This window comes from Microbacterium sp. NRRL B-14842 (genome assembly GCF_050470785.1).
Genome location: NZ_JBFLUM010000001.1, coordinates 2,893,701 through 2,918,514, shown reverse-complemented (window position 1 = coordinate 2,918,514; position 24,814 = coordinate 2,893,701). Strand labels below are relative to the sequence as shown.

Annotated in this window: 24 protein-coding genes and 2 pseudogenes; 9 read left to right on the top strand and 17 right to left on the bottom strand. The window is 66.3% G+C overall.

The genetic code is table 11. From position 1 onward, the window contains the following. Positions 1 to 19 precede the first annotated feature (19 nt). On the top strand, positions 20 to 889 hold the full coding sequence (locus AB1285_RS14265) for an NAD(P)H-binding protein (RefSeq protein ID WP_370428111.1): 870 nt from the start codon (positions 20 to 22) through the stop codon (positions 887 to 889). A 43-nt stretch (positions 890 to 932) separates the two neighbouring features. Continuing rightward, entirely contained in the window at positions 933 to 1,265 is a 333-nt protein-coding gene (locus AB1285_RS14260) for a hypothetical protein (protein ID WP_280566516.1), read from the top strand. Positions 1,266 to 1,327: 62 nt separating this feature from the next. On the opposite strand, the gene AB1285_RS14255 is transcribed toward AB1285_RS14260, so the two are convergent. Further along, entirely contained in the window at positions 1,328 to 2,329 is a 1,002-nt protein-coding gene (locus tag AB1285_RS14255) for an SDR family NAD(P)-dependent oxidoreductase (RefSeq protein WP_280566514.1), read from the bottom strand. A gap of 75 nt (positions 2,330 to 2,404) precedes the next feature. Between AB1285_RS14255 and AB1285_RS14250 the strand changes: the two genes are divergently transcribed. Both AB1285_RS14250 and AB1285_RS14245 read left to right on the top strand, forming a co-directional pair. Next, entirely contained in the window at positions 2,405 to 2,977 is a 573-nt protein-coding gene (locus tag AB1285_RS14250) for a TetR/AcrR family transcriptional regulator (RefSeq protein WP_370428110.1), read from the top strand. Between the two features lie 174 nt (positions 2,978 to 3,151). Continuing rightward, on the top strand, positions 3,152 to 3,448 hold the full coding sequence (locus tag AB1285_RS14245) for a hypothetical protein (protein WP_429977482.1): 297 nt from the start codon (positions 3,152 to 3,154) through the stop codon (positions 3,446 to 3,448). A gap of 185 nt (positions 3,449 to 3,633) precedes the next feature. On the opposite strand, the gene AB1285_RS14240 is transcribed toward AB1285_RS14245, so the two are convergent. The 6 genes from AB1285_RS14240 to AB1285_RS14215 form a co-directional block, all read right to left on the bottom strand. Beyond that, positions 3,634 to 4,143: a GNAT family N-acetyltransferase gene (locus tag AB1285_RS14240; protein ID WP_370428108.1), complete on the bottom strand. Its 510-nt coding sequence runs from the start codon at positions 4,141 to 4,143 to the stop codon at positions 3,634 to 3,636. Between the two features lie 352 nt (positions 4,144 to 4,495). Further along, positions 4,496 to 4,726, bottom strand: coding sequence for a hypothetical protein (locus AB1285_RS14235; RefSeq protein WP_370428107.1), 231 nt, complete (start codon positions 4,724 to 4,726; stop codon positions 4,496 to 4,498). Positions 4,727 to 4,749: 23 nt separating this feature from the next. Continuing rightward, the gene (locus AB1285_RS14230) at positions 4,750 to 5,337 is read right to left on the bottom strand and encodes a hypothetical protein (protein ID WP_370428106.1); all 588 of its coding nucleotides are present in this window, start codon (positions 5,335 to 5,337) and stop codon (positions 4,750 to 4,752) included. Between the two features lie 223 nt (positions 5,338 to 5,560). Further along, positions 5,561 to 5,728, bottom strand: a complete 168-nt coding sequence (locus tag AB1285_RS14225) for a hypothetical protein (RefSeq protein WP_429977481.1) — start codon at positions 5,726 to 5,728, stop codon at positions 5,561 to 5,563. A 33-nt stretch (positions 5,729 to 5,761) separates the two neighbouring features. Continuing rightward, the gene (locus AB1285_RS14220) at positions 5,762 to 6,430 is read right to left on the bottom strand and encodes a hypothetical protein (protein ID WP_370428105.1); all 669 of its coding nucleotides are present in this window, start codon (positions 6,428 to 6,430) and stop codon (positions 5,762 to 5,764) included. Between the two features lie 132 nt (positions 6,431 to 6,562). Then, the gene (locus AB1285_RS14215; RefSeq protein ID WP_370428104.1) at positions 6,563 to 7,087 is read right to left on the bottom strand and encodes a DUF4188 domain-containing protein; all 525 of its coding nucleotides are present in this window, start codon (positions 7,085 to 7,087) and stop codon (positions 6,563 to 6,565) included. A gap of 70 nt (positions 7,088 to 7,157) precedes the next feature. Here AB1285_RS14215 and AB1285_RS14210 point away from each other — a divergent pair, with 70 nt between their 5' ends. Further along, positions 7,158 to 7,766 carry a MerR family transcriptional regulator gene (locus tag AB1285_RS14210; RefSeq protein ID WP_370428103.1) on the top strand — a complete coding sequence of 203 codons (609 nt, stop codon included), beginning with the start codon at positions 7,158 to 7,160 and terminating at the stop codon, positions 7,764 to 7,766. A 343-nt stretch (positions 7,767 to 8,109) separates the two neighbouring features. On the opposite strand, the gene AB1285_RS14205 is transcribed toward AB1285_RS14210, so the two are convergent. The 3 genes and pseudogenes from AB1285_RS14205 to AB1285_RS14195 form a co-directional block, all read right to left on the bottom strand. Then, on the bottom strand, positions 8,110 to 8,991 hold the full coding sequence (locus tag AB1285_RS14205; protein ID WP_429977480.1) for a restriction endonuclease: 882 nt from the start codon (positions 8,989 to 8,991) through the stop codon (positions 8,110 to 8,112). A 69-nt stretch (positions 8,992 to 9,060) separates the two neighbouring features. Then, on the bottom strand, positions 9,061 to 13,935 hold the full coding sequence (locus AB1285_RS14200; RefSeq protein ID WP_370428101.1) for a DEAD/DEAH box helicase: 4,875 nt from the start codon (positions 13,933 to 13,935) through the stop codon (positions 9,061 to 9,063). A gap of 163 nt (positions 13,936 to 14,098) precedes the next feature. Continuing rightward, a pseudogene (locus tag AB1285_RS14195) lies at positions 14,099 to 14,914 on the bottom strand (SulP family inorganic anion transporter); the annotation flags it as partial. Positions 14,915 to 14,920: 6 nt separating this feature from the next. Here AB1285_RS14195 and AB1285_RS14190 point away from each other — a divergent pair. Further along, positions 14,921 to 15,643 carry an MFS transporter gene (locus AB1285_RS14190; protein ID WP_370428278.1) on the top strand — a complete coding sequence of 241 codons (723 nt, stop codon included), beginning with the start codon at positions 14,921 to 14,923 and terminating at the stop codon, positions 15,641 to 15,643. Between the two features lie 11 nt (positions 15,644 to 15,654). After that, a complete protein-coding gene (locus AB1285_RS14185; RefSeq protein ID WP_370428100.1) occupies positions 15,655 to 16,671 on the top strand; it encodes a hypothetical protein in 1,017 nt (338 codons plus the stop codon). An 82-nt stretch (positions 16,672 to 16,753) separates the two neighbouring features. Here the strand turns inward: AB1285_RS14185 and AB1285_RS14180 are convergent, their stop codons facing one another. Next, a complete protein-coding gene (locus tag AB1285_RS14180; RefSeq protein ID WP_370428099.1) occupies positions 16,754 to 17,251 on the bottom strand; it encodes a MarR family winged helix-turn-helix transcriptional regulator in 498 nt (165 codons plus the stop codon). Between the two features lie 92 nt (positions 17,252 to 17,343). Between AB1285_RS14180 and AB1285_RS14175 the strand changes: the two genes are divergently transcribed. Continuing rightward, complete coding sequence (locus AB1285_RS14175; protein ID WP_370428098.1) at positions 17,344 to 18,273, top strand: NADP-dependent oxidoreductase; 930 nt, start codon at positions 17,344 to 17,346, stop codon at positions 18,271 to 18,273. A 69-nt stretch (positions 18,274 to 18,342) separates the two neighbouring features. On the opposite strand, the pseudogene AB1285_RS14170 reads toward AB1285_RS14175, so the two are convergent. Both AB1285_RS14170 and AB1285_RS14165 read right to left on the bottom strand, forming a co-directional pair. After that, positions 18,343 to 18,699 (bottom strand): annotated as a pseudogene (locus AB1285_RS14170) (STAS domain-containing protein); the annotation flags it as partial. A 20-nt stretch (positions 18,700 to 18,719) separates the two neighbouring features. After that, positions 18,720 to 19,355: a hypothetical protein gene (locus tag AB1285_RS14165; RefSeq protein WP_370428097.1), complete on the bottom strand. Its 636-nt coding sequence runs from the start codon at positions 19,353 to 19,355 to the stop codon at positions 18,720 to 18,722. 99 nt (positions 19,356 to 19,454) lie between these two features. On the opposite strand from AB1285_RS14165, the gene AB1285_RS14160 reads away from it, so the two are divergent. Next, entirely contained in the window at positions 19,455 to 19,967 is a 513-nt protein-coding gene (locus AB1285_RS14160) for a hypothetical protein (protein ID WP_370428096.1), read from the top strand. A gap of 4 nt (positions 19,968 to 19,971) precedes the next feature. On the opposite strand, the gene AB1285_RS14155 is transcribed toward AB1285_RS14160, so the two are convergent. Genes AB1285_RS14155 through AB1285_RS14140 form a run of 4 tightly spaced genes read right to left on the bottom strand, consistent with a single transcriptional unit; the run spans position 19,972 to position 24,792 of the window. Next, the gene (locus AB1285_RS14155) at positions 19,972 to 20,850 is read right to left on the bottom strand and encodes a metallophosphoesterase (RefSeq protein WP_370428095.1); all 879 of its coding nucleotides are present in this window, start codon (positions 20,848 to 20,850) and stop codon (positions 19,972 to 19,974) included. 42 nt (positions 20,851 to 20,892) lie between these two features. Further along, on the bottom strand, positions 20,893 to 21,915 hold the full coding sequence (locus AB1285_RS14150) for a LacI family DNA-binding transcriptional regulator (protein WP_370428094.1): 1,023 nt from the start codon (positions 21,913 to 21,915) through the stop codon (positions 20,893 to 20,895). Continuing rightward, a complete protein-coding gene (locus AB1285_RS14145) occupies positions 21,912 to 23,771 on the bottom strand; it encodes an ABC transporter permease (protein WP_327036732.1) in 1,860 nt (619 codons plus the stop codon). Before AB1285_RS14145 ends, AB1285_RS14150 begins: the two co-directional genes overlap by 4 nt. 1 nt (position 23,772) lies before the next feature. Beyond that, positions 23,773 to 24,792, bottom strand: coding sequence for an ABC transporter ATP-binding protein (locus tag AB1285_RS14140; protein ID WP_370428093.1), 1,020 nt, complete (start codon positions 24,790 to 24,792; stop codon positions 23,773 to 23,775). Positions 24,793 to 24,814: the final 22 nt, after the last annotated feature.

The following is a 24,814-nucleotide window of genomic DNA, read 5'->3' as shown; positions in this document are numbered from 1 at the left end:
ACCGACCGAGAGGACCCTCATGCGCATCGCTGTCACCACCCCCAACGGCCACGTCGGGCACCACCTCACGCGGATGCTGATCCGCGCCGGCGTCCGTCCCCTACTGCTCACCAGGGACCCCGATCGCATCGCCGCCGACCTGCGCCCGTACGTCGACATCGCGCAGGCCGACTCGCAGGATCCCGAGGCGATCGTCGCCGCGACACGAGACGTCGATGCCCTGTACTGGGTGGATCCGTCGGCGTTCTCCGACGACCCGCTCGCCGACTACGCGCGTGCGACCGAGGCCCTGGTGCAGGCCGTCCGGGCGAACGGCGTCCGGCGCGTGGTGTTCCAGAGCAGCGTCGGGGCGGAGAAGCGGCACGGCGTCGGCGAGATCGACGGCCTGGCCGGCACGGAGGTCGCGCTCGACGCCCTCGACATCGACGTGACGCATCTGCGCTGCGGCTACTTCTTCACCAACCTGTTGCTCGACGTCGAGTCACTGCGGGGAGGGACGCTCGCCACCGTGCTGCCGCTGGACTTCCGGATGCCGTGGGTGGCGCCGCGCGACATCGCGGAGGTCGCCGCCCTCACGCTGCTGAACGGGGAGTGGAGGGGGCGGCGGGTGCAGGCCGTGCACGGACCCGCGGATCTGAGCTGGGCCGAGGTGGCCGCGATCCTGACGCGCGAGCTCGGGCGAGAGGTGACCGTGCAGCGCGTCGACGACGAGGAGATGCGCCAGGGGCTCCGCGCCGCCGGGATGCCGGAGGCGATGGCCGTGGCCGTGCTGGGGATGTCGACCGGGCTCCGCGACGGCTTCGTGGCGGAGCAGCCGCGGTCCGTCCTCTCGACGACGCCGACGACTCTCGAAGCATGGGCGCGCGAGGAGCTCGTCGGAGTGGTGTGACCGGCATCCTGCCGGAACCGGTCCCGTCCGATATGGTGCGGCCATGGAGACTACATCCGAGGTGACGCACGAGACCGATGACGACGCGCGGTCGGGGACCGCGCCCGAGACCGATGAGGTCGACCTCGCGGAGCGGCGACGGCTGGCCGTGAACAGCTTCGGATGGATCGCCGCGTGGGGTGTGTCGGTCGTGGCCCTGATCGTCGGCATCAGTCTCACGGGAGTCGGGACGGTCGAGCACATCGTCGAGTACGACGACAGCTACGACGTCTTCACGCGAGAGGTCTGGCCCGCGGGTCTCGTGCTCCTCGGCGTGGGCGCGCTCGGCATCATCGGCACCGCCCTCGCCACCACGGTCCTCACGCAGAGGCGCTGACCCCGGACGGAGAACGCCCCCGCCGTTCGGGTCGGCGGGGGCGTCGGTTCCATGGAGTCGCGTTACTGCACGGACCAGCCTCCGTCGGAGGCGAGGATGGCGCCGTTGATGTTCACGGCGTCATCCGAGAGCAGGAAGGTGATCGACGCGGCCAGGTGCTCGGCGGTCGCGACGGTCGGGATGGCCTGCTGGAATGGGGCGAGGCGGCCGGAGCCGTACTCGGACATGTTCGGGGGCATCGGGATGCCGGTGGCGACGCCGCCGGGGGCGACGGAGTTCACGCGGATACCCTTCGGCCCGTACATGAAGGCGGCGGACTTGGTGACCCCGATGATGCCGTGCTTGCTGGCCGTGTAGGCGTTGCCCGAGGCGTTGCCGCGCAGACCCGCCTCGCTCGACACGTTGAGGATCGCGCCGCGACCGGCCTTCTCCATGACGGGGATGACCGCGCGCATGAGCTTGAACGGCGCGGTGAGGTTGATCGCGATGACGCGGTCCCACACGGCATCCGGGGTCTCGCCCGCAGGGGAGAAGTCGTCGTTGATACCGGCGACGTTCGCGAGCCCGTCGATGCGGTCGCCCGCGGCGGCGAGCACGGCGTCGATCGCGTCCTGCTTCGTGAGGTCGCCCGCGACCGTGACGATGTCGGCATCCGGGAGCTCGGCCTTGAGGGCGTCGAGCTTCTCGGCCGCGATGTCGCTGGCGATCACGCGTCCGCCTTCCCGGGCGATGCGCGAGGCGGTGGCCTTGCCGATGCCGGAGGCGGCGCCCGTGACGATGACGGTCTTGCCGGCGAAGCGGCCCGCCGTGACCTTCTCGGTCCAGCCCTCGGAGGCGTCGTCCTCGGGGATCTCGCCGTTGTTCGCGGCGCGCACGAGGTCGTCGACGACCGACTGCGGGAGCTGGCCCTGGCTCATGGCGACGAGCTGCTGCAGGGGGAGTCCGAGCACGGGGGTGAGGAGTTCGGGGTCGGCACCCGTCTGCTCGAAGAGGCCCCGGATGAGCGGGCCGCCGGTGGGGTCGTTCATCCAGTCGCCGATGGTGGAGTGTGCGGTGAGGGCCATGCTCTTTCTCCTTGCTCGGGTTTCGCAACGGTGCGTCTACTTATGTTCCAGTGTACGCCTCTGTACGCTCGAAAGGTGCCTCGTCCTCGCAGTGAAAAGGCCCGCCAGTCCGTGCTGGAGGCGATGCGTCGCGCGCTCGCCGCAGACGGGTACGAGGCCGTGACGATCGAGGGTCTCGCGGCTGAGGCGGAGGTGTCGAAGCAGACCATCTACCGCTGGTGGCCGTCGAAGGCCGCGATCCTCGGCGAGGCGCTGCTCGAAGGGGCGGTCCCTGGTTCGGATGTCGTCGTACCGATGACGGATGACCTCGGCGCGGACCTGCGTGCATGGTTCACAGCGGTGTCCGCGGGGCTCGCCCGGCCTGAGGGTGTGTCGCTGGCGCGGGCGCTCATCGAGGTGACGGCGGCTGATCCCGAGCTGGGGCTGGTGTTGAACGAGCGGCTGGCGGCGCCGATCCGGGAGTGGGTGTCGGAGCGTGTGGCGCGCGGACGGGCGGACGGAGACGTGCGGGCGGACGTGGATGCCGCCGCGGTCGCCGACGAGTTCATCGCGATCGCCTCATACTCCGCCCTGATCGGGCAGCCGTTGAGTGCGGAGCGGGTGGAGGAGACGGTGGTGCGGTTGCTGCGGGGGATTGCGGCGGGCTGAGTCTCTCGCTGGATTGCTGTGCGGCGCGACGGTCGCGGTTCTCCACGCTGCACTCGTCGGGTACTCGAGGCGAGAATATCGGTTGTGACCTCATATGTATGCTTCCATGTGTCACATGACACAGCGAGCGCGATCTCGCGGCATTGTGTTGGTGGGCCCGCGGGTGTGGTGGCCGTGGGTGAGGAACTGCTAGAGGTGGACATCATGCTCTTTGTCGCGGTGGGCGTAGCTCTTCTCCTCTGGGGGGCGTTGGTGGGGCGGGTCGGCAGGAAGCTCGGTACTCTTCTCGCCATGGTTCCCGTTCTGGTGTGGTTCGGGGTCCTTGCGTGGTTCGGCTCGTCGGGCAACCTCGACAGCCCGGCTGGAGATGCGCTTCCGGTGTACCTCGTGATCGGGCTCCTTGCCTTGATGACCGGCGTCAACCTCACCGATCGCTCCGTGTCCGTGCGCAATTCACGACAGAAGCCATGACCCGATCGGCGGGTGATGCCGGCGACGAGTGTGGCGGTGACGTCTTGACCGTGCCGCCGGCCGGGGTCTGACCTGCGCGGGCTGAGAAGTCGCCCTCCGCCGCCTGGAAGCGGATCAGCCCGCGAGACCGCCACATCTAGACGGAGGAGACGGCGGAGCGGTTGCTGCGGGGGATCGCGACGTGACTAGTCCGCGGTCGGGCTGAATCGGAGCACGTTCGTCTCACGCCTGCGGAACCCGACGGACTCGTACAGCCGCAGTGCGGACTCTCGGGACGGGCGTGAGGTGAGATCGAGCGTCCGGAGCCCGCGCTCTTGCGCGAGCTGAGTCATGTGCTCCAAAAGGAGCCGCGCGATGCCCCGCCCCCGAGACGCCTCGTCGACTACGACGTCTTCGACGTGCCCGCGGAGCCCGGTCAGGGAAGGCGCGGTCACGAGAGTGGCGGTGCCGACGATGCGCCCAGAGTCACGCGCCACCAGGAGCTCCGTCGCCTCGTGTGCGATGACCGCCTCGGTTCGAGCGCGATCGAACTCGGCAGATGCGGAGAGCTGCGTCAGGAGTGACGCCAATGCCGCGCCATCGGTGTCGGTGAGACGTTGCAGCGGTTCGACGATCAGGCGCGGCTGGTCCATCTCGATACCGTAGCCCGGCGCGGAGCGCGGCGAGTGCAGATCGGGCTCGTTGCGCCGGCGCATCAACGGTTCCGCCCTGATGCCTTCGGAGTTCAGGGAGAGGCTGTCGCCCGTCGCGGTGATGAGGCCGCTCCGGGTCAGAACGTCGACCGCCCTCTCCACCTTTGCCCGGGGGATGTCGCCCGCGGATACTCGGAGGACGATGCTCGCGAAAACCCGAGCGACCTCCTCGTTGGCCAGACAAGCCAACGTTGCTCTCACGTCACTCACGATGCCTCCACTGTCCCAGGTCGGCGCCGCGGGCTCCGCATCGGCCCGAGCAGGACGAGCAGCACGCAGAGAGCTTAGACGGCGCACGAACAGATGACCGTCCACTCGAGAAGCGAGCACGGGAAACGCTGATCAATCGCCTGGGTCAGGGTCCATCGCTGCGACGAAGGCCACTGCGATAGCTCCTCATCATCGCGACGTACCAGCTGGCGACGCCCACCATCGCAGTCACTTCGAGGACGGGTGCGATGTGTGGCAGGAGTCCGCCGCCCATGAATGCGGCGATGAACCAGGTCCACACGCCGAGGGTCGCGATCAGGTGACGGCGAGGCTTCGTGATCGTCGAGAACCACCCTTCGGGCTGCTTGCCGAACATCGTGGTTCCCTCCTCGTGAAGCGTCAACGACTCGCAATGCGTTGCAGGTCCTCATCGGTGACGTCCTGAAAGCCGATCGACACGGGCGCGAGGCGAGTGGTGTGTGCCTTGCCACTGCCGTCCGTGTAGTCAATGGACGGACTCATGACGCGGAAGTCGAAGTCTCCGTCGCATGCAAGTTCCGCTGTGACGCTGTGCGACCGTGTGTCCAATGAGACCCCGTCTGCGTGGACGTCTGGTGAGCCCGGGTCGAAGCGCTGTACCCACGCCACAGCATCAGGAACGGGGAAGTCAGCCGTTGTGCACCTCGGCATCCCGACCACGTCCGCGCTGGCGTCTGCGGAGGCGAAATCGTCGGCCGGCGCGCCCTTCAGTGACCAGCTGCCGACGGGCACCTGAGTGATCGTCGATGAGCCCGCGAAGACGAGGCCGACCGTACGGAACGACAGCCCGGCGGCGGGAATGTCGACAGTGAAGGTGACGTTCCCGAGCGTGACCCCGTTGGCACCGTCTCCGCGGGCGACGGTGAAGTCGCCCGGCGGGACCGAGAGGTCGTCCGAGAGCATGATGCCGGTGAGGTTCGTCCAGATCGCGTCGTCGGGCGCGGCCACGAAGATCAGGTTGACCGGATAGGCCGCGTTGGTCGGCTGGACGATCGTCGCGGATGTCCGTGCGAAGGAGGCGGTCGAAGGTGACGTTTCCTCGGGAGAGCAGGACGCCAGGGTGGGGATGAGGCTCAGCGCGAAGATGCTCCACGTACTCAGCGTCCCGACGAGGTTCTGACGTCGTTGCGAGACCATCGAGAACCACGAGCCGTCGCCTCCGAGCGGATCGTCAACGAAGATGCGGGCTCCCACGTCGCTTCTGCTCGACATCACGACGAGAGTTGTACCGAAGTCGGCGGTAGGCCGCTCTTCCCAAGAGGAAGATGGCGTACCCCGCACCGCCGACGACGACGAGCCAGAGGAGGATGACGGTGACAGCGAAGACGTTTCCGAACATTGGGGTTCCTTCGTGCTGCGGCGCTGGCGGCGTTCAATAGGTGGAGACGGATGTGCCGCTTACGCGGATCCCGATAGAGCCCTTTGTGGTTGCCCAGGCCAAGTTCGCGGTGTACCGGAGTTCCGCCCATGCCGGGCCCGCGGCGCTCTGCGTCGCCCGCTTGATGCTGCCCGATCGGGTGCAGGAGCCGGCGACGTTGTCGCAGGTGAGCGATCGCATGTCGCGAACCCTCGCGCGACCTGAAGTGCTGGTCTGGTAGTCGATGACGAAGGTCGCGCTGCTGATGAGGTCGTAGACTCCCACCCGGCATCCCACCTTCCAGCCCGCGGAGCTTCTGCAACCGCTGATCGAGGAGCGTGTTGCTGCGTCTGACGCACCGGTTGGAAGCTCGAGTTCGGTCCAACTCCGAGAACCGTCGGCGAAGATGCTGATGGTGCGAGTGCCGGTGCTCGTGGATTCGATCATCGTCCGCACAGGACCCTTTCCAGCAAGTGAGTCAGGAGCTTCGCCGTGCTCCATCTTGTCGACTAGCTGATCCTGGATCTCCAGGTCGATGCCGCCCTCGGTCATCGTGGAGCGGATCGCCGACTCTTCGGCGTCGGAGAGAAGTCCCGCATCGGCCGAAGCGGGAGCCGCGAGGAGCAGCGTTGTAGCCACACTCAGGCCAGCCACCAGGCCGAGGCTGGGAATGTACCGTCTCATGGATCCTCCTATGCGATCTGTATCTGCAGTGAGTAAAGCTCACACGTGAGGACGATTGCAATATATTTGGGTTACGAACGTAGTCCAGGCGATGGTGTCGGAGATGGTGCGGTTCCCGGCGCATCAAGGGGCTCACTGAGTGTTGGCCTGGGAGTGTTCGGCTCTCGGGTGGGCTGCCGCTGTCCGCCCATCCGTGAACCGCGCCTGCGCACGGTCGTGTCGCCGCGGCACGGGCACGTGCTCCGTCGCGGCTGCGAGGCCCATGCGCTTCGTCGAGACGTACACGCTCTCGGCGGTGTCGACGAGGAACGTCTCGTGCCACACGCCGACCGTTCCCGGAGCCTTGCGGGCGGCGCGGTTGAAGGCCGTCCATGCCGGACGATGCTGCTGGTCCGGGTTCGAGGCATAGGCGTAGAGCTTGTCGACGGACGACCAGAACTGCACGACATAGGGCCCACCCGATCCGAGGAGGAGCTGGTAGCCGAGCAGGCCGGAGTCGGGCTCGGTGCTGAGCTCGCGCAGCATGCGCGGCATGGCGACGAACGCCGGCAGCCACAGGTCGGGGCGCCACCAGCGGTTGATCTGCATCCCGATGTGGAACACGACGAGCTCGCCGTCGTGGCGGTGGGTTATGCGGCCCGTGATGACTTTCGACATGATGTCTCCTTGATTGGATAGCTGCACTATCCATACTGGATAGCGCTACTATCAAAGTCAAGAGGTGGCCATGAGAATTTCCGAACTGTCAGCCCAGACCGGCGTGACCGTGCCGACGATCAAGTACTACCTGCGCGAGGGGCTGCTGCCCGAGGGTGAGCGCAGTTCCGCGACTCAGGCCGCGTACGGCGAGAAGCACGTGGAGCGGCTGCGGGTGATCCGGGCGCTGCTCGACGCGGGGGTGAGTATCGCCGAGACAAGGCGGGTGGTCGGTGCGCTGGATGATCCGCCGGAGAGCGCGCACGAGCTGCTGGGCGCGGCGCATGCGGCGATCATTCCGCCGGTGGACGAGTCTTTGGATCTGACGGAGGCTGAGGCTCTTGTCGCGGGGCTCGGGTGGAAGCCGGGGATGTGCGACGAGGCGGTGCTGCATGCGGTCGCGCGGGCGCTGCAGGGGTTGGAGCGCGTCGGGTTCACGGTGCCGGAGGCGGCGATGAAGGAGTACCTCGCGAGTATGCGGCGGATCGCGGATGCGGAGATCGCGGGGGTGCCGGAGGGCTCCGCGGAAGCTGCGGTGCGGTACGTGGTGCTGGGGTCGGTGTTGGTCGAGCCGTTGTTATTGGCTTTGCGGCGGGTGGCGCAGCAGGTGAGCTCGGGGGAGAGGTTTGGGGGGAACTAGCGCATCGACGCAGTCGCTTGACGCTCCCTCGGTGCTGGATTACGCCCATAGGCGTATGTCCTTCGCATGGCACGCGTTAGCAGCACTCGTAGATGTTCCGGATGAACGTCAGCAGTTCGCCGTCTCCAAACGCGCCTTTCAGGTGCCCGGTATTCTCCCTGCCCTTCTAGTCGCGATAGCTCCGGTGATGCTCCCACCGTCAGCGAATCCTCGCAGGTGGAACTGCGGCACGTTGTGATGCCGCTTCGAGGCAAGCGCAGTCCCCATGACCCGACGATATCGCCGCGCGGCTGAGCCCGGTCGATCTCGAAATCCCGGCTAACGCGGGCCGAGGAGTCGGCGGTCAGGTGAAGTAGTCCTCGTCTACCTCGACGGCGCTGAAGTGCTTCTCCTCTTGAACGCCGACGCGGTACGCGATCATGAGCTCGACGAGCCGGGAGCCGTCGATCAGGATGATCCGCGACGGCACCTTGTTCGCGTATTCGATGGCACCACTGGTGAAAGCGCTAGTGGTGAGGAACACCCCGCGAGATGCCCCGAAGCCGTGCAACGCACCGACGAACGCCTGGATCGCCTCGCGCCCGACATTGTTGCCTTCTTTGTAGCGCTTGGCCTGGATGTAGACCTGATCAATGCCGAGCGCGTCTTGGTCGATGAGCCCGTCGACCCCCTCATCATTGGTGCCGCCGATGCGCTTGCCCCGCTGGGCCGCACCGCCGTATCCCATCTTCAGCAGCAGATCGACGACCGCTTGCTCGAAGAAATCGGGATGGCTGTCGCGCAACCGGTCGAGGAGCTCGCCACCGACGAGCGCCTCGATGCGAGCGATCGCATCCTCGATCACCTCCACCGGATCAGAGACCTCGTCCGATTGGGATGACGTAATCGCCTGCGTCGAGTCGGCCTTCGTCTTCTCGGGCCAGAACGGTGCGAACACCAGCTTCGCCAGGCTGTAGTCGAATCCGTCGGGGTACTGTGCCAGCGCCGCGCGGCCGGCGTCAGTGATCAGGTACCGTCCACGTTCAGGCCGATCAACCCACCGTGCCTTGCTGAGGTTGCTCAGCGCCCACCCCATGCGCTGCTCGAAGCGGGTACCCCCGGACTTCAGTGTCTCGGCGCGCGCCTCGTCTGCCACGTTGGCATAGTCGGCGACCGCATCGAAGATCTCGCGACGATGGCGGCTCTGCCCATCCGAGAGAATCTGCAACGTGGGGACGGCGAGCATCGGCCAGATGGGAACGAGTGATTCTTCAGACATTCGGTTTTTTCCTTGAGCTTCGCGGCCTGCGCCGCCTCAGATTCCGAGGTCGGGCAGACCGTCTACGATCTTCATCGTGTCGAGGCTGACCCGGGTCACGCGGCCAATGAGGTCGATGATGTACCGAGGCTGCTCGTGCTCGCGTGACCAGTCGTTGGGGTCGTTGACGATGCCAGAGGGATTGTCGGTTTTGACTTGGTAGCGCTCGATGATCCAGTCGAGCGCGGAGCGGCTGCCGAGCATGTAGCGCTGGGCATCTTCCGGGATGCCGTCGACGTCGATGAACGCGTTGTATTTGATGCGGGTCTTGTCCCACGCACCGGCCTTGCCGGCATACTTCATCCTCTGCGCTGCGAACCGCTCGAACTGATCCTCCGGCGCGCCTTGGCGAATGGACTCGGTGAGCGGATACGGCTCCACCGTTTCGTAGCCGATGTGCAGCTCCGACAGCTTCCGCCCGGCGTCGACAAATGCCTCGAAGCGTTCCCGACCCGGCACCATCGGGATGCGCGGCAGCTGTTTCTTCAGGTCGGCGGCGTAGCGTTCGCGGTAGTCGGGTGAGTGCAGCAGCCCGTAGACATAGAAGAAGATGTCATCCTTCGTGACTTGAACACCGTACTCGCGCTGGTACTCACCGAGTGCCCAGTCGGTGATGTTGTCGATGCGTTCCGGCTCAGCGAGGAGCTGATTGGCGTCGGGCTGGGTGTAGGAGTAGCGGGCGAAGAACTGGCCTGTATCCAAAGTGTGCAGGTCTGGCACAGAGTCCGTAGCGAGCACCTCGAACGTCGGATAGTGCGTCGAAGGTGAAGTGAGGTAGAACCCGAGAGTGCCGCGCGCGGGCGACGGGAACAGCTTAGGCACCTGGCCACGTTCGTGATTGAGTAGGCGCGCGAAGTACACTTTCTGCTTCTGGAATGGCCGGTAGAGCCCGTCGTGCATGCGACCTTTGTCGTACTGGAGCCGTTCGCCCTTCGCAAGAGCACTGCGCAGGCTCCGTGCCCAGCTGATCTTCGTCGCGTCAGTGTCGATGAATGCCTCGACAGGTTTCGGTTGTCCGGCCGCTTCCCAGCGGTCGACTTCGGCGTTGTAGTTGTCGATCATGCGGCGCACGTTCGATCTCACTTCTTCGGCGGATGACCCGTACACCCACGCATCCCGTCCGGTCTCGAGGCCGCGGCCGAAGGTGCGGAAGATGGTACGTCCGGTCGCGTCCTTCTTGTCACCTATTGGCGGGTAGGTGTCGTAATGCGGGTCGCGCTGATTAATCCAATCGCCCTCAGGGTTCGGGGTGATCGTCTGCCAATCGAGTGTGCCGATGGATGCGCCGTCGACCGTGGTGAGTTTCTCGTCGCGGGTGAGGTAGTCGCCGATGTCCTTGTAATGCAGTGTGCTGTCGGCGACGGTGCCGGGACGCTTGATGAGCACCAGGATCGCGACGGTGTTTCTTGAGCCTGAGTCGAAGATCTTGCCGCCTTCTTTGCGGCTCTGCTCACCGGCGGTGCGCTGATTGCCGCGCAAGTTGTAGACATAGATGTCGTGGAACTCGCGGCTGAGTGTTTTGCGGAGTCCGTCGGCGGTGTTTCCGTCGATGTAGCCGCCGTTGGAGACGTAACAGATGATGCCGCCGTGGTCGGATTTCAAGACTCGGTTGGACGCCCACCGGATGGCGCGGATGTACGAGTCGTAGAGCGAGTTCTTGTTCGTCGCGGTAGAGAGCTTCGCGTACGTGTCGCGGATGGTCGCGTCGAGGGTTGGGTATTTCAGGTTGGCGTTGTTGTCGTTGCCACTGGTCTGCCCGACCGAGTAGGGCGGGTTGCCGACGATCACGCGAATGTCGAGGGCGTTCTGTTCGACGACGCGGTCGCTGTTGGAGGTGAACATGCGCTCGTCGAGCGCGTCGCCGTCTTCGGTCATCTGGAACGTGTCGGTGAGCACGATCCCGTCGAACGGTGCGTAGTCGACAGCATCCGCATCTTCGCCGCATTCACGTGCCTGGTCTTGCTGCAGGGCGTGGAAGGTCGCTTCGATGTTGATCGCGGCGATGTAGTACGCCATGAGTAGGATCTCGTTCGCGTGCAGCTCCTTCGTGTACTTGCGCAGCAGATCTGCCTGGTCGATCAGCCCGGACTGCAACAGCCGCACGATGAAGGTGCCAGTGCCGGTGAACGGATCGAGCACGTGCACACCCTCATCGCCAATGCTCGCGCCGAAGTGCTCACCGAGGGCGTCGTTGACGGCACGGAGGATGAAGTCGACAACTTCCATGGGCGTGTAAACGATGCCGAGGCTCTCGGCGACTCGCGGGAAGGCGAGCTTGAAAAACCGCTCATAGAGCTCGGTGATGATCTTCTGTTTGCCCGCCGCGCTCGTGATGCCTTCCGCGCGTACCCGGACGGAGCGGTAGAAGTTCTCCAGCTGCGCCGTCTCGGAGTCGAGGTGGTAGCGGTCGAGCACGGTGAGCATACGATCCATCACCTGGGACACCGGGTTGTGCTCGCTGAACGCGTAGTCCTCGAATAGGGCATCGAACACGGGCTTGGTGATGAGGTGCTGCACGAGCATGTCGACGGCGTCGCGGCTGGTGATGCCGTCGTTCAGGTTCGCCTGCAGTGCTTCGTGGAAGCCGACGAACTCAGTGTGCGCGTCAGGCACGGTGTCGAGAATCGTCTGGATGCGGGTGACCTGACGGTCAGCGATGTCTTTGACGTCGCTCGCCCAGTCCTCCCAGTACCGGCGGTCGCCAACCTTCTTCACCATGCGGGCGAAGATCGCATCCTGCCACTCGGCGGCGTTCGCCATCGAGAACAGCGCGGCGTTCGCGCCAGCATCCGATGACGCAGTGCCGGCGTCACGGTCGTTGCCGCCTCCGCCGATGCCGATGACGTCGATGCGGTTGTTGGCTTTCTTGTCGAGGTCGATCTTGTTGATCATCGCTTCGAAGCGGTCATCGTGCGCGCGCAGTGCCTGCAGCACGTCCCATACGACTTTGTACTTCTTGTTGTCGTTCAGTGCTGTCTCGGGATCCTGCGAGGCGGGCACCGCGATCGGCAGGATGATGTACCCGTACTCCTTGCCCTCAGCGCGGCGCATGACGCGCCCGACGGCCTGGACCACATCGACCTGCGAGTTGCGGGGGTTCAGGAAGAGCACCGCGTCGAGGCTGGGAACATCCACGCCTTCGGTTAGGCACTTCGCGTTCGTGAGGATGCGGCACTCGTTTGCCGCGTCTCCGCCCTGCAACCAGTCCAGCCGGGCGGAGCGTTCCAGTACGTTGAACGTGCCATCGACGTGCTTGGCCTGCAATTCGAGGGCGGAGTCGCCGTTGCGTGCGTTCATGAGCAGCTCGCGGCCGATGACGTTCATCTGGTTCGTGATCGCCTTGGATTCTTTGATGTTCCTGGCGAACGCGACCGCCCGCTGCATCGGCGCGTCATCCGTGATCGAGAGGCGTTCGCCATTCACACCGCGCTTGGAGAGACCGTTCCAGCATCCGACGATCCGAGCGACGTCATCGAGGTTCATGTCGCCCTCGCGTGCGAGGAGGTCTTGGAAGCTGGTCGCGACTGATTCTTCGTCGACGGCGAGGATGAGCACCTTGTAGTCAGAGAGGTGCCCCATCTCGACGGCGCGCCCGAACCCGAGGTGATGGAACTCCGGGCCGAAGGTGTCCTCGTCATCCATGGAATAGGTGACGATGCCGTCCTTCGCGGCCTTCGCCTTCGAGTCCTCGACGTACACGCGCGGGGTTGCCGTCATGTAGAGGCGCTTCCTCGCGGCCAGGAACTCTGTGTTGTGCACGCGGACGAAAGCGCTGTCGTCGCTGCCGGGCTGGGAGATGCCGGTGGTTCGGTGCGCCTCGTCACAGATCACCAGGTCGAACTCACCCAGGCCCAACTGCTGCGCCTGATGGATCACATCGATCGACTGGTAGGTCGAGAACACGACCGAGATCGTTTCGTCACCCGTGGAGATCTGGAAGCGATGGAACAGCTTCGCCGGGTCGGTCGTCGCGGGGAACCCGAGATCGTGGGCAGAGACGTCCTCGTTCTCCTTCCGCCCCACCGAGGAATCCGAACACACGGCAAAGGGCCGGATCGGCACGTCGGCCTGCGCAGTCCATTCGTTCAATGTCTGCTGCAACAGCGCGATCGACGGCACGAGGAACAGCACCGAACCACCAACGGGGACATGCTCCTCAACCAACTTTAGCGACGTGAACGTCTTGCCCGTGCCGCACGCCATGATCAGCTTGCCGCGATCGTGCGTCTCGAACCCAGCGATCACATCGCCGATTGCCTCGCGTTGGTACTTACGTGGAGCCTTACCCGCCCCCTTGTACAGCACCTCCGGCGTGCGAGGGTCGAACAGCGACCAGTCGATCCGGGAATCGGCGAGATTGTTCAGATCTACCCGCTGTACCGGCTTGGACTGATCATTCAGCGCGGCCTCAGCGTGCTTGGACCAATTCCGTGCCGTTGTGACGATCATCCCGTTCGCGAACGGAGCCTTGCCTAGCTCGGTGAAGAACGAATCGATCTCCTGCTTCGGCAAGGACCGGGCGGGATCGTAGAACTTTGCCTGGATGGCGGTGAGTTCACCGGTGTATCGATCCTGCGCGACCAGATCGATGCCCGTATCGGGGCGGCCCGCTCGGCCGGGCCACTCCTGCCACATCCACACATCCGAGAACAGGTCCACATATTTCGGCTCTGTCTGAAGGTAGCTCTTGAGGAACCGTTCGAACTTTGAGCCCTTGTCGCGCTCGTTCGTCGCCGCGCGATACATCTCATCCAGCAGGTCCCAGAGCGTAACCCGCGGATTCGTCGGCCTCAGCGAACGCCGCAGCGGTCCCGACGTCCCCTTGCTATCGGGTGTCGTTGCATCCGGCGTCGATGTAAAAGAGACAGACATACTTCTATGCTCTCGCATACTCGACTCCGCATGTTGAGACGGATCGACGCGTGTCTGCTCTTATGTGTCGTCACGAGCTATGAGTTTTAGATCCGCCGAGCGCTCCGAGCGATGCGGAGCCGGAAAGAGCACTATCTCACGGCGCTCCGCATCGTTCAGCTCTCTACTCAAACCCACCCGTCAGCCGCCCGTGCATCGTCCCGCTCGAGTCATTCATCCCAACGATCTCCACCGTTTTCCCCAACGCCCGATACTTCGTCTCGATCGCATCCAAGGCCGAAACGGTCGACGCATCCCACACGTGCGACCCCCACATATCCACGACCACCCGCTCCGGATCTTCCGGATACGAGAACAACGTCGTCAGGTCATTGCTCGAGGCGAAGAACAATTCTCCCTCTACGACATACGTCACCACGTCGCCCGCCGGCCCCAGAACCCGACGAACCGAAACGAAGTGCGCCACCCGCCGCACGAACAGCACCGACGCGACCAGCACCCCACCGACAACCCCTACCGCCAGATTGTGCGTTAGCAAGACAAGAACAACGGTCGCCACCATCACGAACGTCTCGCTCTTCGGCATCCGCTTCAGCGTCGACGGACGCACGCTGTGCCAGTCGAACGCCCCGATCGCGACCATGATCATCACGGCCACGAGCGCCGCCATCGGGATCGTCCCGACGAAGTCACCGAACACCACGACCAACACGAACAAAGACAGACCGGCGCAGTACGTCGAGATGCGGGTACGCGCACCTGACGCCTTCACGTTGATCATCGTCTGACCGATCACCGCACACCCGCCCATGCCGCCGAAGATCCCCGACAGCACGTTCGCGACGCCTTGCCCCCACGACTCGCGCGTCTTGTTCGAGTGGGTGTCGGTGATCTCGTCGACGAGCTTCGCGGTCAGCGGTGACTCCATCAGCCCGACGAGCGCGACCCTGAGCGCGAACGGCGCGATGATCGTGAACGTCCCCTCGTGCTGTGCGCCGCGGCCCTCGCGCTCGTGCTCGCCCTTCTTGTCATCGAACGCCGCACGCCGGAGCCGCTCCTGCCGCTGACGGTCTTCCGCAACCGGGACCTCGCCCTCGGTAACGTCGTGATGCTCCTCGGAGGCGCCGCCATGGTCGCGCTCTTCTTCGCCCTCTCCGTGTTCATGCAGGAAGTGCTGGGCTACGACGCACTCGCCACCGGGCTCACGCAGCTCCCCCTCGCCGGAGCCCTCGTGATCGTCGCCGGTGTCGTCCCCGTCCTCAACGGCAAGCGAGGAGGCCGTGCGGTGCTCGCGGCATCCCTCGTGGTGCTGGTCGGCGGCCTCGTGTGGCTTGCGTTCGCTCCGTCCGACGCGGTGTTTCTCCTTCACCTGCTCGGCCCGACCCTGCTGATCGGCGTGGGCCTCGGTGGCGCGTTCGTCGCCATCACCCAGCTCGCGGTCGATGGCGTCCAGGGAGGGGAAGCGGGGCTCGCTGGGGGCCTCATCAACACGAGCCAGCAGATCGGAGGTGCGGTCGGTCTCGCCGTGCTCGGGTCCATCGCCGGAATTCGGACGTCAGCACTGGATCTCGCCGGCGCCTCGCCGGCTGACGCTCTCACCGGCGGGTTCGCCTGGCTCTTCCTGGGGGCCGCCGGACTCTCCTTCCTCGAGGCCGCCGGACTCTCCTTCCTGGGGGCGGTTGTCGTGGCCGTGTGGCGGCGCGCCTAGGACCGCGAGTTGTGCCCCGCGCGCTCGGAATATCGTCGAGCGCGCGGGGGTTCGCGGCGTTCCATAACAAACCCGCAAACAGCAGCTTTCCGCTCACAGCGTTCTGCCAGGATGAGCGCATGACAACACCCAACAACACCCCCGCCGGCTGGTATGACGACGGCTCGGGCCGGAATCGTTGGTGGGACGGTCAGCAGTGGGGGAATTTTGCCGATGAGGCAAGCGCTCCGGCTCCCGTCACCACCGCCGCGCCTGTCTCGCCCGCCGAGCCTCCGAAAAAGCTCAACGTTCTCGCGCTCGTGTCGGCGATCGTCGCCGCGATCGGCTTCGTCTTCGCCTGCATTCCCGGTGCACTGATCGTTGGCTGGATTCTCCTTCCCATTGCCTTCGTCTTGAGCATCGTGTCGCTCTTCCTCAAGGGAGATAAGAAGTGGCTCGGCATCGTCGGACTCGTCCTGTCGATCGTCGGAACGATCGTCGGAGTCCTCGTGTTCCTCGGAGTCGTCGCTGCCTCCGTCGATGAGGCGTTCAGCGGGGGGGAGACCACGGTGACACAGCCCACCGAAGAGGGTGACGCTGAGGAAGAAGCCGCGGAAGAACCGACCGCGGGCGAGCAGGGGAGCCGGGAGAACCCTCTCGCGCTCGGCTCGGAGATCAGCAACAACAACTGGACCGTCGTCGTCAACTCCGTAAACCCGGACGGCGACGCCGTCGTTGCAGAGGCGAACCAGTTCAATGAAGCTCCTCCGGCAGGGTCGCACTACGAGATCGTGAACTACACGATCACGTACAAGGGTGCGGAATCCGCCTATGCCGTGGAGGTCATGGTCGACGCTGTCACGTCGGCGGGGAACGTCATCAATGGCTACGACAACTTCGCGATCCTCACCGACAACTTCTCTTCGGATGAGCTGTACAAGGGCGGAAGCGTCACGGGCTCCCAGGCGTTTCTCGTGCCCGATGGCGAGACGATCCTGATCCGCGTCACCCCCGGAGTCCTCGCAGACGAGGTCTTCGTCAAGCCGTAACACTGCGGTATCGGGCCCCGGAGCGCAGGCGCGTTCCGGGGCCTTTGGCGTCAGCCCCGACTTCTCGGGCCGGCGCCACGGGTTAGGTCGTGCGCTTGCGGGAGGCGGCACTGCGCGGGGGATTCGCCCGGAGGTGGGCGCTGACCTTCGTCATGACCCGAGCGAGCGCCGCCACCTCGTCGCTGTCGAGAGAGTCGAGCAGCTGCGTCTTCACGGCCTGGATGTGTCCCGGGAAAACGGTCGACAGCACTTCGCGGCCCTCCGCGGTGATCGCGACGATCGTGCTGCGCTCGTCGTCGGGAGACGGCCCGCGCGTGACGAGCCCGCGGTCTTCCAGCAGCTGCGCTTGATAGGTGAGGCCGCTGCGGCTGTACACGACGCCGTCCGCGAGATCGGTCATCCGCTGGCGGCCGTCGGGGGCGTCACCGAGCCGAGCGAGCAACTGGAACTGCACGTAGCTGAGCTTCGCGGCATCGCGGAGCTGCTGCTCGACGGCATGACGCAGGAGCCTGCTCACCTCGGTGAACGCGAAGTAGGCGGTGAGCTCTGTGGCGGAGAGCTGAGGTGTGGGCGTGCTCATGCGATGAGCCTAGCAGTTGCTTCGAATTCGAAGGAGTGATAGCGTCGCCGTAGTGCTTCGAATTCGAAGCACATGACGAGAGGAATGACATCATGAAGGCAGTGCGGTTTTACGAAGTGGGCGGACCCGAGGTTCTTCAGTACGGCGACGTAGAGCAGCCGGAGCCGGGTCGCGGAGAAGTGAGACTGCGTGTTGCGGCCTCCGCGTTCAACGCGGCGGACAACGGCATGCGAGCCGGCTTCCTACCGATCCCTGTCCGTCTCCCGCATGTTCCCGGATACGACGTGTCGGGCACAGTCGATGCGCTCGGTGAGGGCGTCGACGGCCTCACTATCGGCGACGAGGTCATCGGCTTCCTGCCTATGGCCGAAGACGGAGGAGCCGCCGAGTACGTCATCGCCCCGGCGGAGGTCCTCGTCGGGGCACCGACCACCGTCCCGCTCGCCGACGCCGCGGCTCTGCCCTCTGTCGCTCTCACGGCCCGACAGGCGCTCTTCGATGACGGCGGTCTCGTCGCCGGGGAGCGGGTCCTCATCGTCGGTGCCGGTGGCGTGGTCGGCAAGTACGCGATTTCCCTCGCTCAGCGCACGGGCGCCACGGTGATCGCCACTGCGAGCCCCCGGAGCGCCGAGGCCGTGCGCGCCGCCGGGGCGGATCAGGTCATCGACCACACAACGACGCCTGTGCAGGATGTGCTCGCCGCCCCGGTCGACCTGCTGCTCAACCTCGCGCCCATCGATCCGGAAGAGTTCACCAACCTGGTGCGACTCGTACGGGACGGAGGCAGGGTTGTGAGTACGACCGCGTGGATGCCGGCGCCCGACGATGCGGCCCGGAACGTTCGCTCGACCGTCGTGTTCGTGCGAAGCGACGCGGACAGGCTGCGCGAGCTAGTGGGGCTGCTCGACAGCGGCCACCTGACGCTGGAGGTCAGCCGTCGTATCCCTCTCGCCGACCTTCCGGCGTTGCATGCCGAAGCGGCCGAAGGCCGGATCGTCGGCAAGGTCATCGTGCTCCCGTGACCGCGGACGGGGTGTGCGGACGCCGGTCGGTCAAACCTGGGTTGGCCGACCGGCGCGGCGTGCTCCCGCCTACTTGAACCCACCCGTCAGCCGCCCGTGCATCGTCCCGCTCGAGTCGTTCATCCCGACGATCTCCACCGTCTTCCCCAGGTTCGCGTACTTCGTCTCAATCGCATCCAATGCCGCAACGGTCGACGCATCCCACACATGCGACCCGGACAGATCCACCACGACCCGAGCCGGGTCCTCGGTGTAGGAGAACAACGTCGTCAGGTCGTTGCTCGACGCGAAGAACAACTCCCCTTCCACGACGTAGGTCACAACGTCCCCCGCCTCAGACAGCACCCGATTAACCGAAACGAAGTGCGCCACCCGCCGCACGAACAGCACCGACGCGACCAGCACCCCGCCGACGACCCCGACCGCTGTTTCCTGGGGACTCCCTCTCAGAGGTAGGGCGTGAACTCCGCCGTCACATCCCGCCCTAGAGTCTGTGCGGAACGGAGAGACAGAAGGTGGCCATTCACGTGCGCTGACCAGCGTGAAGCACTGCGGACCTCGTTCGGTCCGATCTCCCTCGCCCACTGGAGCGCATACGTGCGCGAATCGAGCACCAAGAGCGTGGCGACGTCGAAGTCAAAGGACCGAAAGACGGAGAAGACCGCATTCGCACTCGTCGATGCGCTCCTCGTTCGTGCCTTCACCTGGATTCGACGGTCACCCGCGAGCACGTCGTACGACTTGGCGGAGTTCGGCTCGAGAACGCCACCGTAGACCCGAGCGGCGATGTGCTCGGCGTAGTCCCCGAGTGGCGCGTTCCCGGTCCGGACGACTCCGCGCATGCGCAGTTCGGCGAGAATCTGGGCGTATTGCGTCAGCAGCGCGGGCGTCGGCTCCGACTCGAGAGGCCGAGTTACTTCCCTAGCGAAGACCTCATCGAAGAGATCAAGAACTTCCTCGGCGGTCAGATCCCAGGCCTCCCCGCCCTTCGGAAGAGCACCGTGACGGGACCGGAGAGCGGTGCGCGCCTCTGCTATCGGCACGTCGAACCGGGCAGCGAATGCGCGGGCGGTGATCTTCACTCCTTCACGCTACCCACGACCGAGGAGAAACCAGGAAGGCTTCCGCCCACCCCACACATCCGCCAGGATGAACACGACCGCCCCGAAAGTAGCCGCCGCATGCCGTCGCAAGCCCCCTCCACCTCCCCGGACACGGCACCCGCCGCACTCCCCGGCGCCGTGGTCATCGCCGCGATCCGCCGCGTCCTCCTCTGGTCGCTGATCACCGCGTTCCTCTACCCGGCGCTCATGACCGCGAGCAAGGGCATCTGCCCCGGCGCCGTCGACGGGAACGGCGGGTTCATCGACTCCGCGGGTCAGCCGGTGGACGAGGCTCCGCAGTGCATCCAGCTGTCGCTCACGCCGAGCCCCCTCGTCTACATCGCCATCGCCGTCGTCGTGCTGCTCGCGCTCGGTCGGGTGATGAAGGCGGCCGACGAGCGCACGGCGCTGCGGACGCTGGAGTGGACGCTGCGCGGAGTCGGGGTGCTCGTCGTGGTCGCGATCGTCGTCTCGCACGTGTGGTTCGCGCTGATCCCGCTCGAGCAGTTCACCGGCGACTCCTGGAGCGTGTTCAGCCCGTTCCCGTTCGGCTCGATCGACGTCGAGGTGACGCCGATGACGACCTCGTGACGGCTTAGTCCCGCCAGTCGATCCCGACGCCGGCGATCCGTCGCCCGGCCTCGTCGGCGGCCACCGGCTCTCCGACGTCCGCGCCGCGTTCGAGCGAGACGGCGGAGTGCACGATGGTGTCGGCGTAGACGTGCACGAGGTTGTAGCCCTGTGCGGCGTCCTGTCCGCGGGTGGCACCCACCGGCTGCGCGAGGTCCTGACCGTAGGCGCTCGACGAGGCGACGGCCACGGGGATCCCGGCAAAGGTGCCGAACGACGGGTGGTGCACGTGTCCCGACAGGATGCCCCGCACGTCCGACCCCCGCAGCACCGCGGCCAGCGCGTCCTGGTTCCGCAGCTCGACGGTCACGGCGAGGTCGAGCACCGTGGGCAGGGGCGGATGGTGCAGGAGCAGCAGCGTGCCCTGCGGTGCCGCCGTCGACAGCTCTCCCTCCAGCCGAACCAGCTGCGACGACGGCACCTCCCCCCAATGCGCGCCGGGCACCGTCGAATCGACGACGATGACGCGCATCCCCCCGAACCACCGCACCTCGACGATCGGCTCGTCACCCGCCCCCGCGAGTCCGAGCTCCGATCGCATGGCACGGCGGTCGTCATGGTTGCCGGCCGCCCACACGACCTCGCACCCGAGCGCCGCGGCAGCGGGCGTCACGAGTTCGCGCAGTCGCCCGTACGCGGCGGCATCGCCCCGGTCCGTCAGGTCCCCCGTGAACAGCAGCGCGTCGGGACGGAGCCCCGAGGCGACGAGCCGGTCGAGCATCTCCGCCAGGTTCGCGTCGGCGTCGGCCCCGCTGCCGTACAGCGGCGACCGCTCACCGGGCAGGTGCGTGTCGGAGATGTGCACGAAGGTGTGCGACGGGCGAGGGTGTTCGGTGAGGATCATGTCTCTTCCTGGTCGGCGGACGAAGGCAGGTCGGGGCAGATGTCAGACGGCGGCGGCCGTGGATCCGGGGACGAGCGTTCCCGTGAACGAGCGGCGCACGAGCGTCTCCGGCTCGTCCGCGGTGAGCAGCTGCTGCATGGTCTCGACGGCGGCCGCGGCCACCGCCTCCACGGGGATCCGCAGGGTGGTGAGCCCGAGCAGATCGGCGCCGGGCAGGATGCCGTCGCACCCGGTCACGCTCACGTCCTCCGGCACGCGGAGGCCTGCCGCGCGGGCGGCGCGCATGACGGCGAGCTGCCGGTAGTCCGAAGCGCACATGACGGCGGTCGCCCCGGCTCGCACGGCGGCGAGGGCTTCGTCGACGCCGTCATCGGGACGCGCGCCGGCGGAGATCATCGTCACGGCGACGCCCGCCGCGGTCAGGACCTCCTGCATCGCGAGCGCGCGGAGGTGCTCGGGGTACGACGCGTCGGGGCTTCCGGCGAGCACGACGACGGTCCGGTGCCCGAGCGCGACGATGTGCTCCGCGAGCAGTCGCCCGTGCCCCTCGTCGTCGTAGTGGGCGGTGTGGATGCGGCCCGCCGACTCCACGCGCCCGGCACGGAGGATCGGCACCTGGTCGGCGAACGGCTCGAGCTGCGCCGCGGAGATGCCGCCGGTGGCGACGATGAGTCCCGCGACCCGCATGCCGAGCAGCCGGTGCAGCGCATTCACCTGCTTGGCGCCCTGCTCGTCGGCGCCGATCGTGACGGTCACGAGGTCGAGGCCGCGCTGATGCGCCTCCTCCTGCAACCGGGAGAAGAGGAGACCGTACGCGGGGTTGCTCGCGTCGCGCAGCATGAGGCCGACGGTGCCGGTGCGTCCGGCGGCGAGCTCAGCGGCCATCGTGTTGCGCACGTATCCGAGCCGCTCGGCGGCTTCCAGGATGCGCTCCTGCGTCTCCGGCGCGAACCGGCCCTCGCCCTTCAGCGCCCTGGTCGCCGTCGCGCGGGACACTCCGGCTGCCGCGGCGACGTCGCTGATCGTGACCCGCAGGGCGGGCGTCCCGGCATCCGCCCCGCTCATGCGCGCTGCTTCCGTCGGCGGGGCGCTCCGGCGCGTGAACCTCGTCCATACACGAGATACATGGTGACACCCATGATGATCATGAGCAGCACGGTGTAGACGAACGTGATGGGCATCGCGTCGAGGTTGTTCTCCCCGCGCGTGCTCTCCTGGATCGCGACGCCGAGCGGCTTGTACAGCGGGTGGTAGAGGAAGATCGCGGCGTCGTAATCGTCGAGCAGGCTGTTGAAGTTCAGCGCCGTGATCGCGGCCGCGGTCGGCAGCACGAGCGGGATGAGCACGCGCCGGAACGTGGTCAGCGAGCGGGCTCCGAGGATGCGCGAGGCGTCTTCCAGCGAGTCCGGCACGGACGCGAACCCGGCCTTGAGCAGCCGCAGCGTGAACGGGATCTTCACGCAGATGTACGCGACGAGCAGCAGCACCGGCGTCCCCGTGAGCACGATGTTGCCGACGAGCGGCTGCGGGGCGTCGAACGCCATCACGAAGGCCAGCGCGATCAGCACGATCGGCAGGATCCACGGGATGTGCAGCACGTATTCGATGGCCGTGGTCAGCAGATTGCGGTGCTTCTGCATCATCCGCGCGACGAACAGCAGCCCGCCCACCACGATGACCGCGGCGAGGGCGCTGTAGACGACGCTCACGATGAACGGCCGGAGGGCCGCCGCGCTGGAGAACACGGTGATGTAGTTGTCGAGCGTGAAGCTGTCGAGCGTGATGGATCCGGCGAGGATGCTCCGCGCGTCCACGAACGAGAAGATCACGATGAGCACGACCGGGATGAGGTAGATCACCCAGAGCAGGTAGGCGACCACGTGCACGACGGCATTCGCGAACGGGTTGCGGATCCGCTGCTTCTGGATCGGCGTCGCCACCTTCGCCACCGAGAAGTACACACCCGACTTCTCGGCGCGGTTCATGATCGCGAGCAGGATGATCGTCGCGACACCGAGCACGATCGCCAGCAGCGCCGCGATGTCACGGGTGATGGGGCTGCGCGACAGGTCGATGATGAGGGGTGCGACGGTCTGGAAGTCCGGTCCGCCGAGCACGAGCGGCGCGGTCAGGGCCCCGAGGCCGATGAGGAACGTCAGCACCGTGACGGCGAAGAGCATCGGCTTCATGACCGGCAGCACGATGCGGCGCAGGATCGTCCAGGTCGAGGCGCCCATGAGCTTCGCGGCCTCGATCGACGCGTAGTCCACCTTGCCGAGCGACGAGGACAGGAACAGCATGTGGTTCGTCGTCGTCGCGAACGTCATCACGAAGACGACCGCGAAGTAGCCGGAGAACCAGTCCCGGTTCATGTCCGGCCAGATGTTCACCATCAGGTTCGTGATGAAGCCGAACTTGCCGTAGATGAAGTTGTAGCCGGCGGCGAGCACGATGCCGCCGTAGATCAGGGTCGTGGCGTAGCCGAGCCAGAGGAGTTTCGCGCCGCGCACCTGGAAGTACTGCGTCACCAGCACGATGAACACTCCGACGACGTTCACCGTGACGGACAGCGTGATGGCGAGGAGGAAGCTGTTGCCGAGCGTCTTCAGCGCGCGCTCGCTGCCGAGCAGCTTCTCGACGGCGCGGATGCTGAACTGCCCGTCCGGGAAGAAGGTCGCGGCGAGCAGCTCGGCGTTCGGCAGCACGAGGAAGGCGGCGGCGAACCAGATCACGACGATGCCGGTCACCCAGGCGAGCGGCGAGCGGAGCATCGCGCGCACGCTGCCGGGACGGCCGCGGCGGAGGCGGGGCTTCGTCGCGGTGCCCGCCTCGGCCGCCTCGGTCGTCAGCGCGCCGGGGGTGTCGGTCATCGCCGCGGACGGCGGAGGCACCGGGCGGGAGTCGTTCTGCGGAGCGCTCATGTCACGCCGCCGGGTACTGCAGGATCCACCGCGGATCGACGTCGATGCGCACGGCATCGCCGACGTCCCAGCGGTGCGCGCTCGCCGCGGCCGGCACGCTCACCCGGAGCGTCGCGTCGGCCGCCGACACCGTGTAGACGCTGTGGCTGCCGTGGTACGTGCGCTCGGCGACGGTGCCGTCGAGCGACGCCGTGCCGCCGGCGGTGGCCTCGGACGGCGACGCCAGGTGCAGCTTCTCCGGCCGCACGTAGCTCTCGGCCGTAGCATCGAGGCCGGCGCCGATCGCGATGAGCTGCGCGGGCGTGAGGCGGTTGTTCTCGCCGATGAACCGGCAGACGAACGGCGTCGCGCTGCGGTCGTAGATCTCCTCCGGCGTGCCCACCTGCTGCAGCGTCCCGGCGTCGAGCACGGCGATCCGGTCGCTGAGAGTGAGCGCCTCCTCCTGATCATGCGTGACGTACACGGTGGTCACGCCGACCTCGTGCTGCAGCTCCTTGAGCTGTTCGCGCAGCTGCACGCGGAGCTTGGCGTCGAGGTTCGACAGCGGCTCGTCGAGCAGCAGGATGCTGGGGGTGAGCGCGAGCGCCCGGGCGATGGCGACGCGCTGCTGCTGACCGCCGGACAGTTCCGCCACGTTCTTCTCGAGCTGCGACGCGGCGAGCCCGGTGCGGTCGGCGACCTCGTCCACGCGCCGCCGCTGCTCGGCCTTCGACACCTTCTGCACCGAGAGGCCGAACGCGATGTTCTCCCGTACGTTCATGCTCGGGAACAGGGCGTAGTTCTGGAACACCATGCCCACGCCGCGCTTCTCGCTCGGCACCCGGGTCACGTCGCGGCCGGCGATGTGGATGCGGCCGCGGGTGGGCTCGATGAACCCCGCGAGCGTGCGCAGGGCGGTGGTCTTGCCGCATCCGGACGGACCCAGGAGGGTGAAGAACTCACCCTCCTGGATCTCCAGATCGAGGTGCGAGACCGCACGGTGGTCGCCGAACACGACCTCGACGTCGTCGAAACGGATCATCGTCTTCTCTCTCTGCCGGTGC

Excerpts from the sequence above, each read along its gene's own strand:
- AB1285_RS14255 (WP_280566514.1), bottom strand. The coding sequence starts at position 2,329 with ATGGCCCTCACCGCACACTCCACCATCGGCGACTGGATGAACGACCCC.
- AB1285_RS14175 (WP_370428098.1), top strand. The coding sequence starts at position 17,344 with ATGAAGGCAGTGCGGTTTTACGAAGTGGGCGGACCCGAGGTTCTTCAG.
- AB1285_RS14200 (WP_370428101.1), bottom strand. The coding sequence starts at position 13,935 with ATGTCTGTCTCTTTTACATCGACGCCGGATGCAACGACACCCGATAGC.
- AB1285_RS14145 (WP_327036732.1), bottom strand. The coding sequence starts at position 23,771 with ATGAGCGCTCCGCAGAACGACTCCCGCCCGGTGCCTCCGCCGTCCGCG.
- AB1285_RS14225 (WP_429977481.1), bottom strand. The coding sequence starts at position 5,728 with ATGTTCGGAAACGTCTTCGCTGTCACCGTCATCCTCCTCTGGCTCGTC.
- AB1285_RS14260 (WP_280566516.1), top strand. The coding sequence starts at position 933 with ATGGAGACTACATCCGAGGTGACGCACGAGACCGATGACGACGCGCGG.
- AB1285_RS14180 (WP_370428099.1), bottom strand. The coding sequence starts at position 17,251 with ATGAGCACGCCCACACCTCAGCTCTCCGCCACAGAGCTCACCGCCTAC.
- AB1285_RS14220 (WP_370428105.1), bottom strand. The coding sequence starts at position 6,430 with ATGAGACGGTACATTCCCAGCCTCGGCCTGGTGGCTGGCCTGAGTGTG.
- AB1285_RS14150 (WP_370428094.1), bottom strand. The coding sequence starts at position 21,915 with ATGAGCGGGGCGGATGCCGGGACGCCCGCCCTGCGGGTCACGATCAGC.
- AB1285_RS14215 (WP_370428104.1), bottom strand. The coding sequence starts at position 7,087 with ATGTCGAAAGTCATCACGGGCCGCATAACCCACCGCCACGACGGCGAG.
- AB1285_RS14205 (WP_429977480.1), bottom strand. The coding sequence starts at position 8,991 with ATGCTCGCCGTCCCCACGTTGCAGATTCTCTCGGATGGGCAGAGCCGC.
- AB1285_RS14210 (WP_370428103.1), top strand. The coding sequence starts at position 7,158 with ATGAGAATTTCCGAACTGTCAGCCCAGACCGGCGTGACCGTGCCGACG.
- AB1285_RS14265 (WP_370428111.1), top strand. The coding sequence starts at position 20 with ATGCGCATCGCTGTCACCACCCCCAACGGCCACGTCGGGCACCACCTC.
- AB1285_RS14240 (WP_370428108.1), bottom strand. The coding sequence starts at position 4,143 with ATGCGCCGGCGCAACGAGCCCGATCTGCACTCGCCGCGCTCCGCGCCG.
- AB1285_RS14155 (WP_370428095.1), bottom strand. The coding sequence starts at position 20,850 with ATGATCCTCACCGAACACCCTCGCCCGTCGCACACCTTCGTGCACATC.
- AB1285_RS14235 (WP_370428107.1), bottom strand. The coding sequence starts at position 4,726 with ATGTTCGGCAAGCAGCCCGAAGGGTGGTTCTCGACGATCACGAAGCCT.
- AB1285_RS14140 (WP_370428093.1), bottom strand. The coding sequence starts at position 24,792 with ATGATCCGTTTCGACGACGTCGAGGTCGTGTTCGGCGACCACCGTGCG.
- AB1285_RS14160 (WP_370428096.1), top strand. The coding sequence starts at position 19,455 with ATGCCGTCGCAAGCCCCCTCCACCTCCCCGGACACGGCACCCGCCGCA.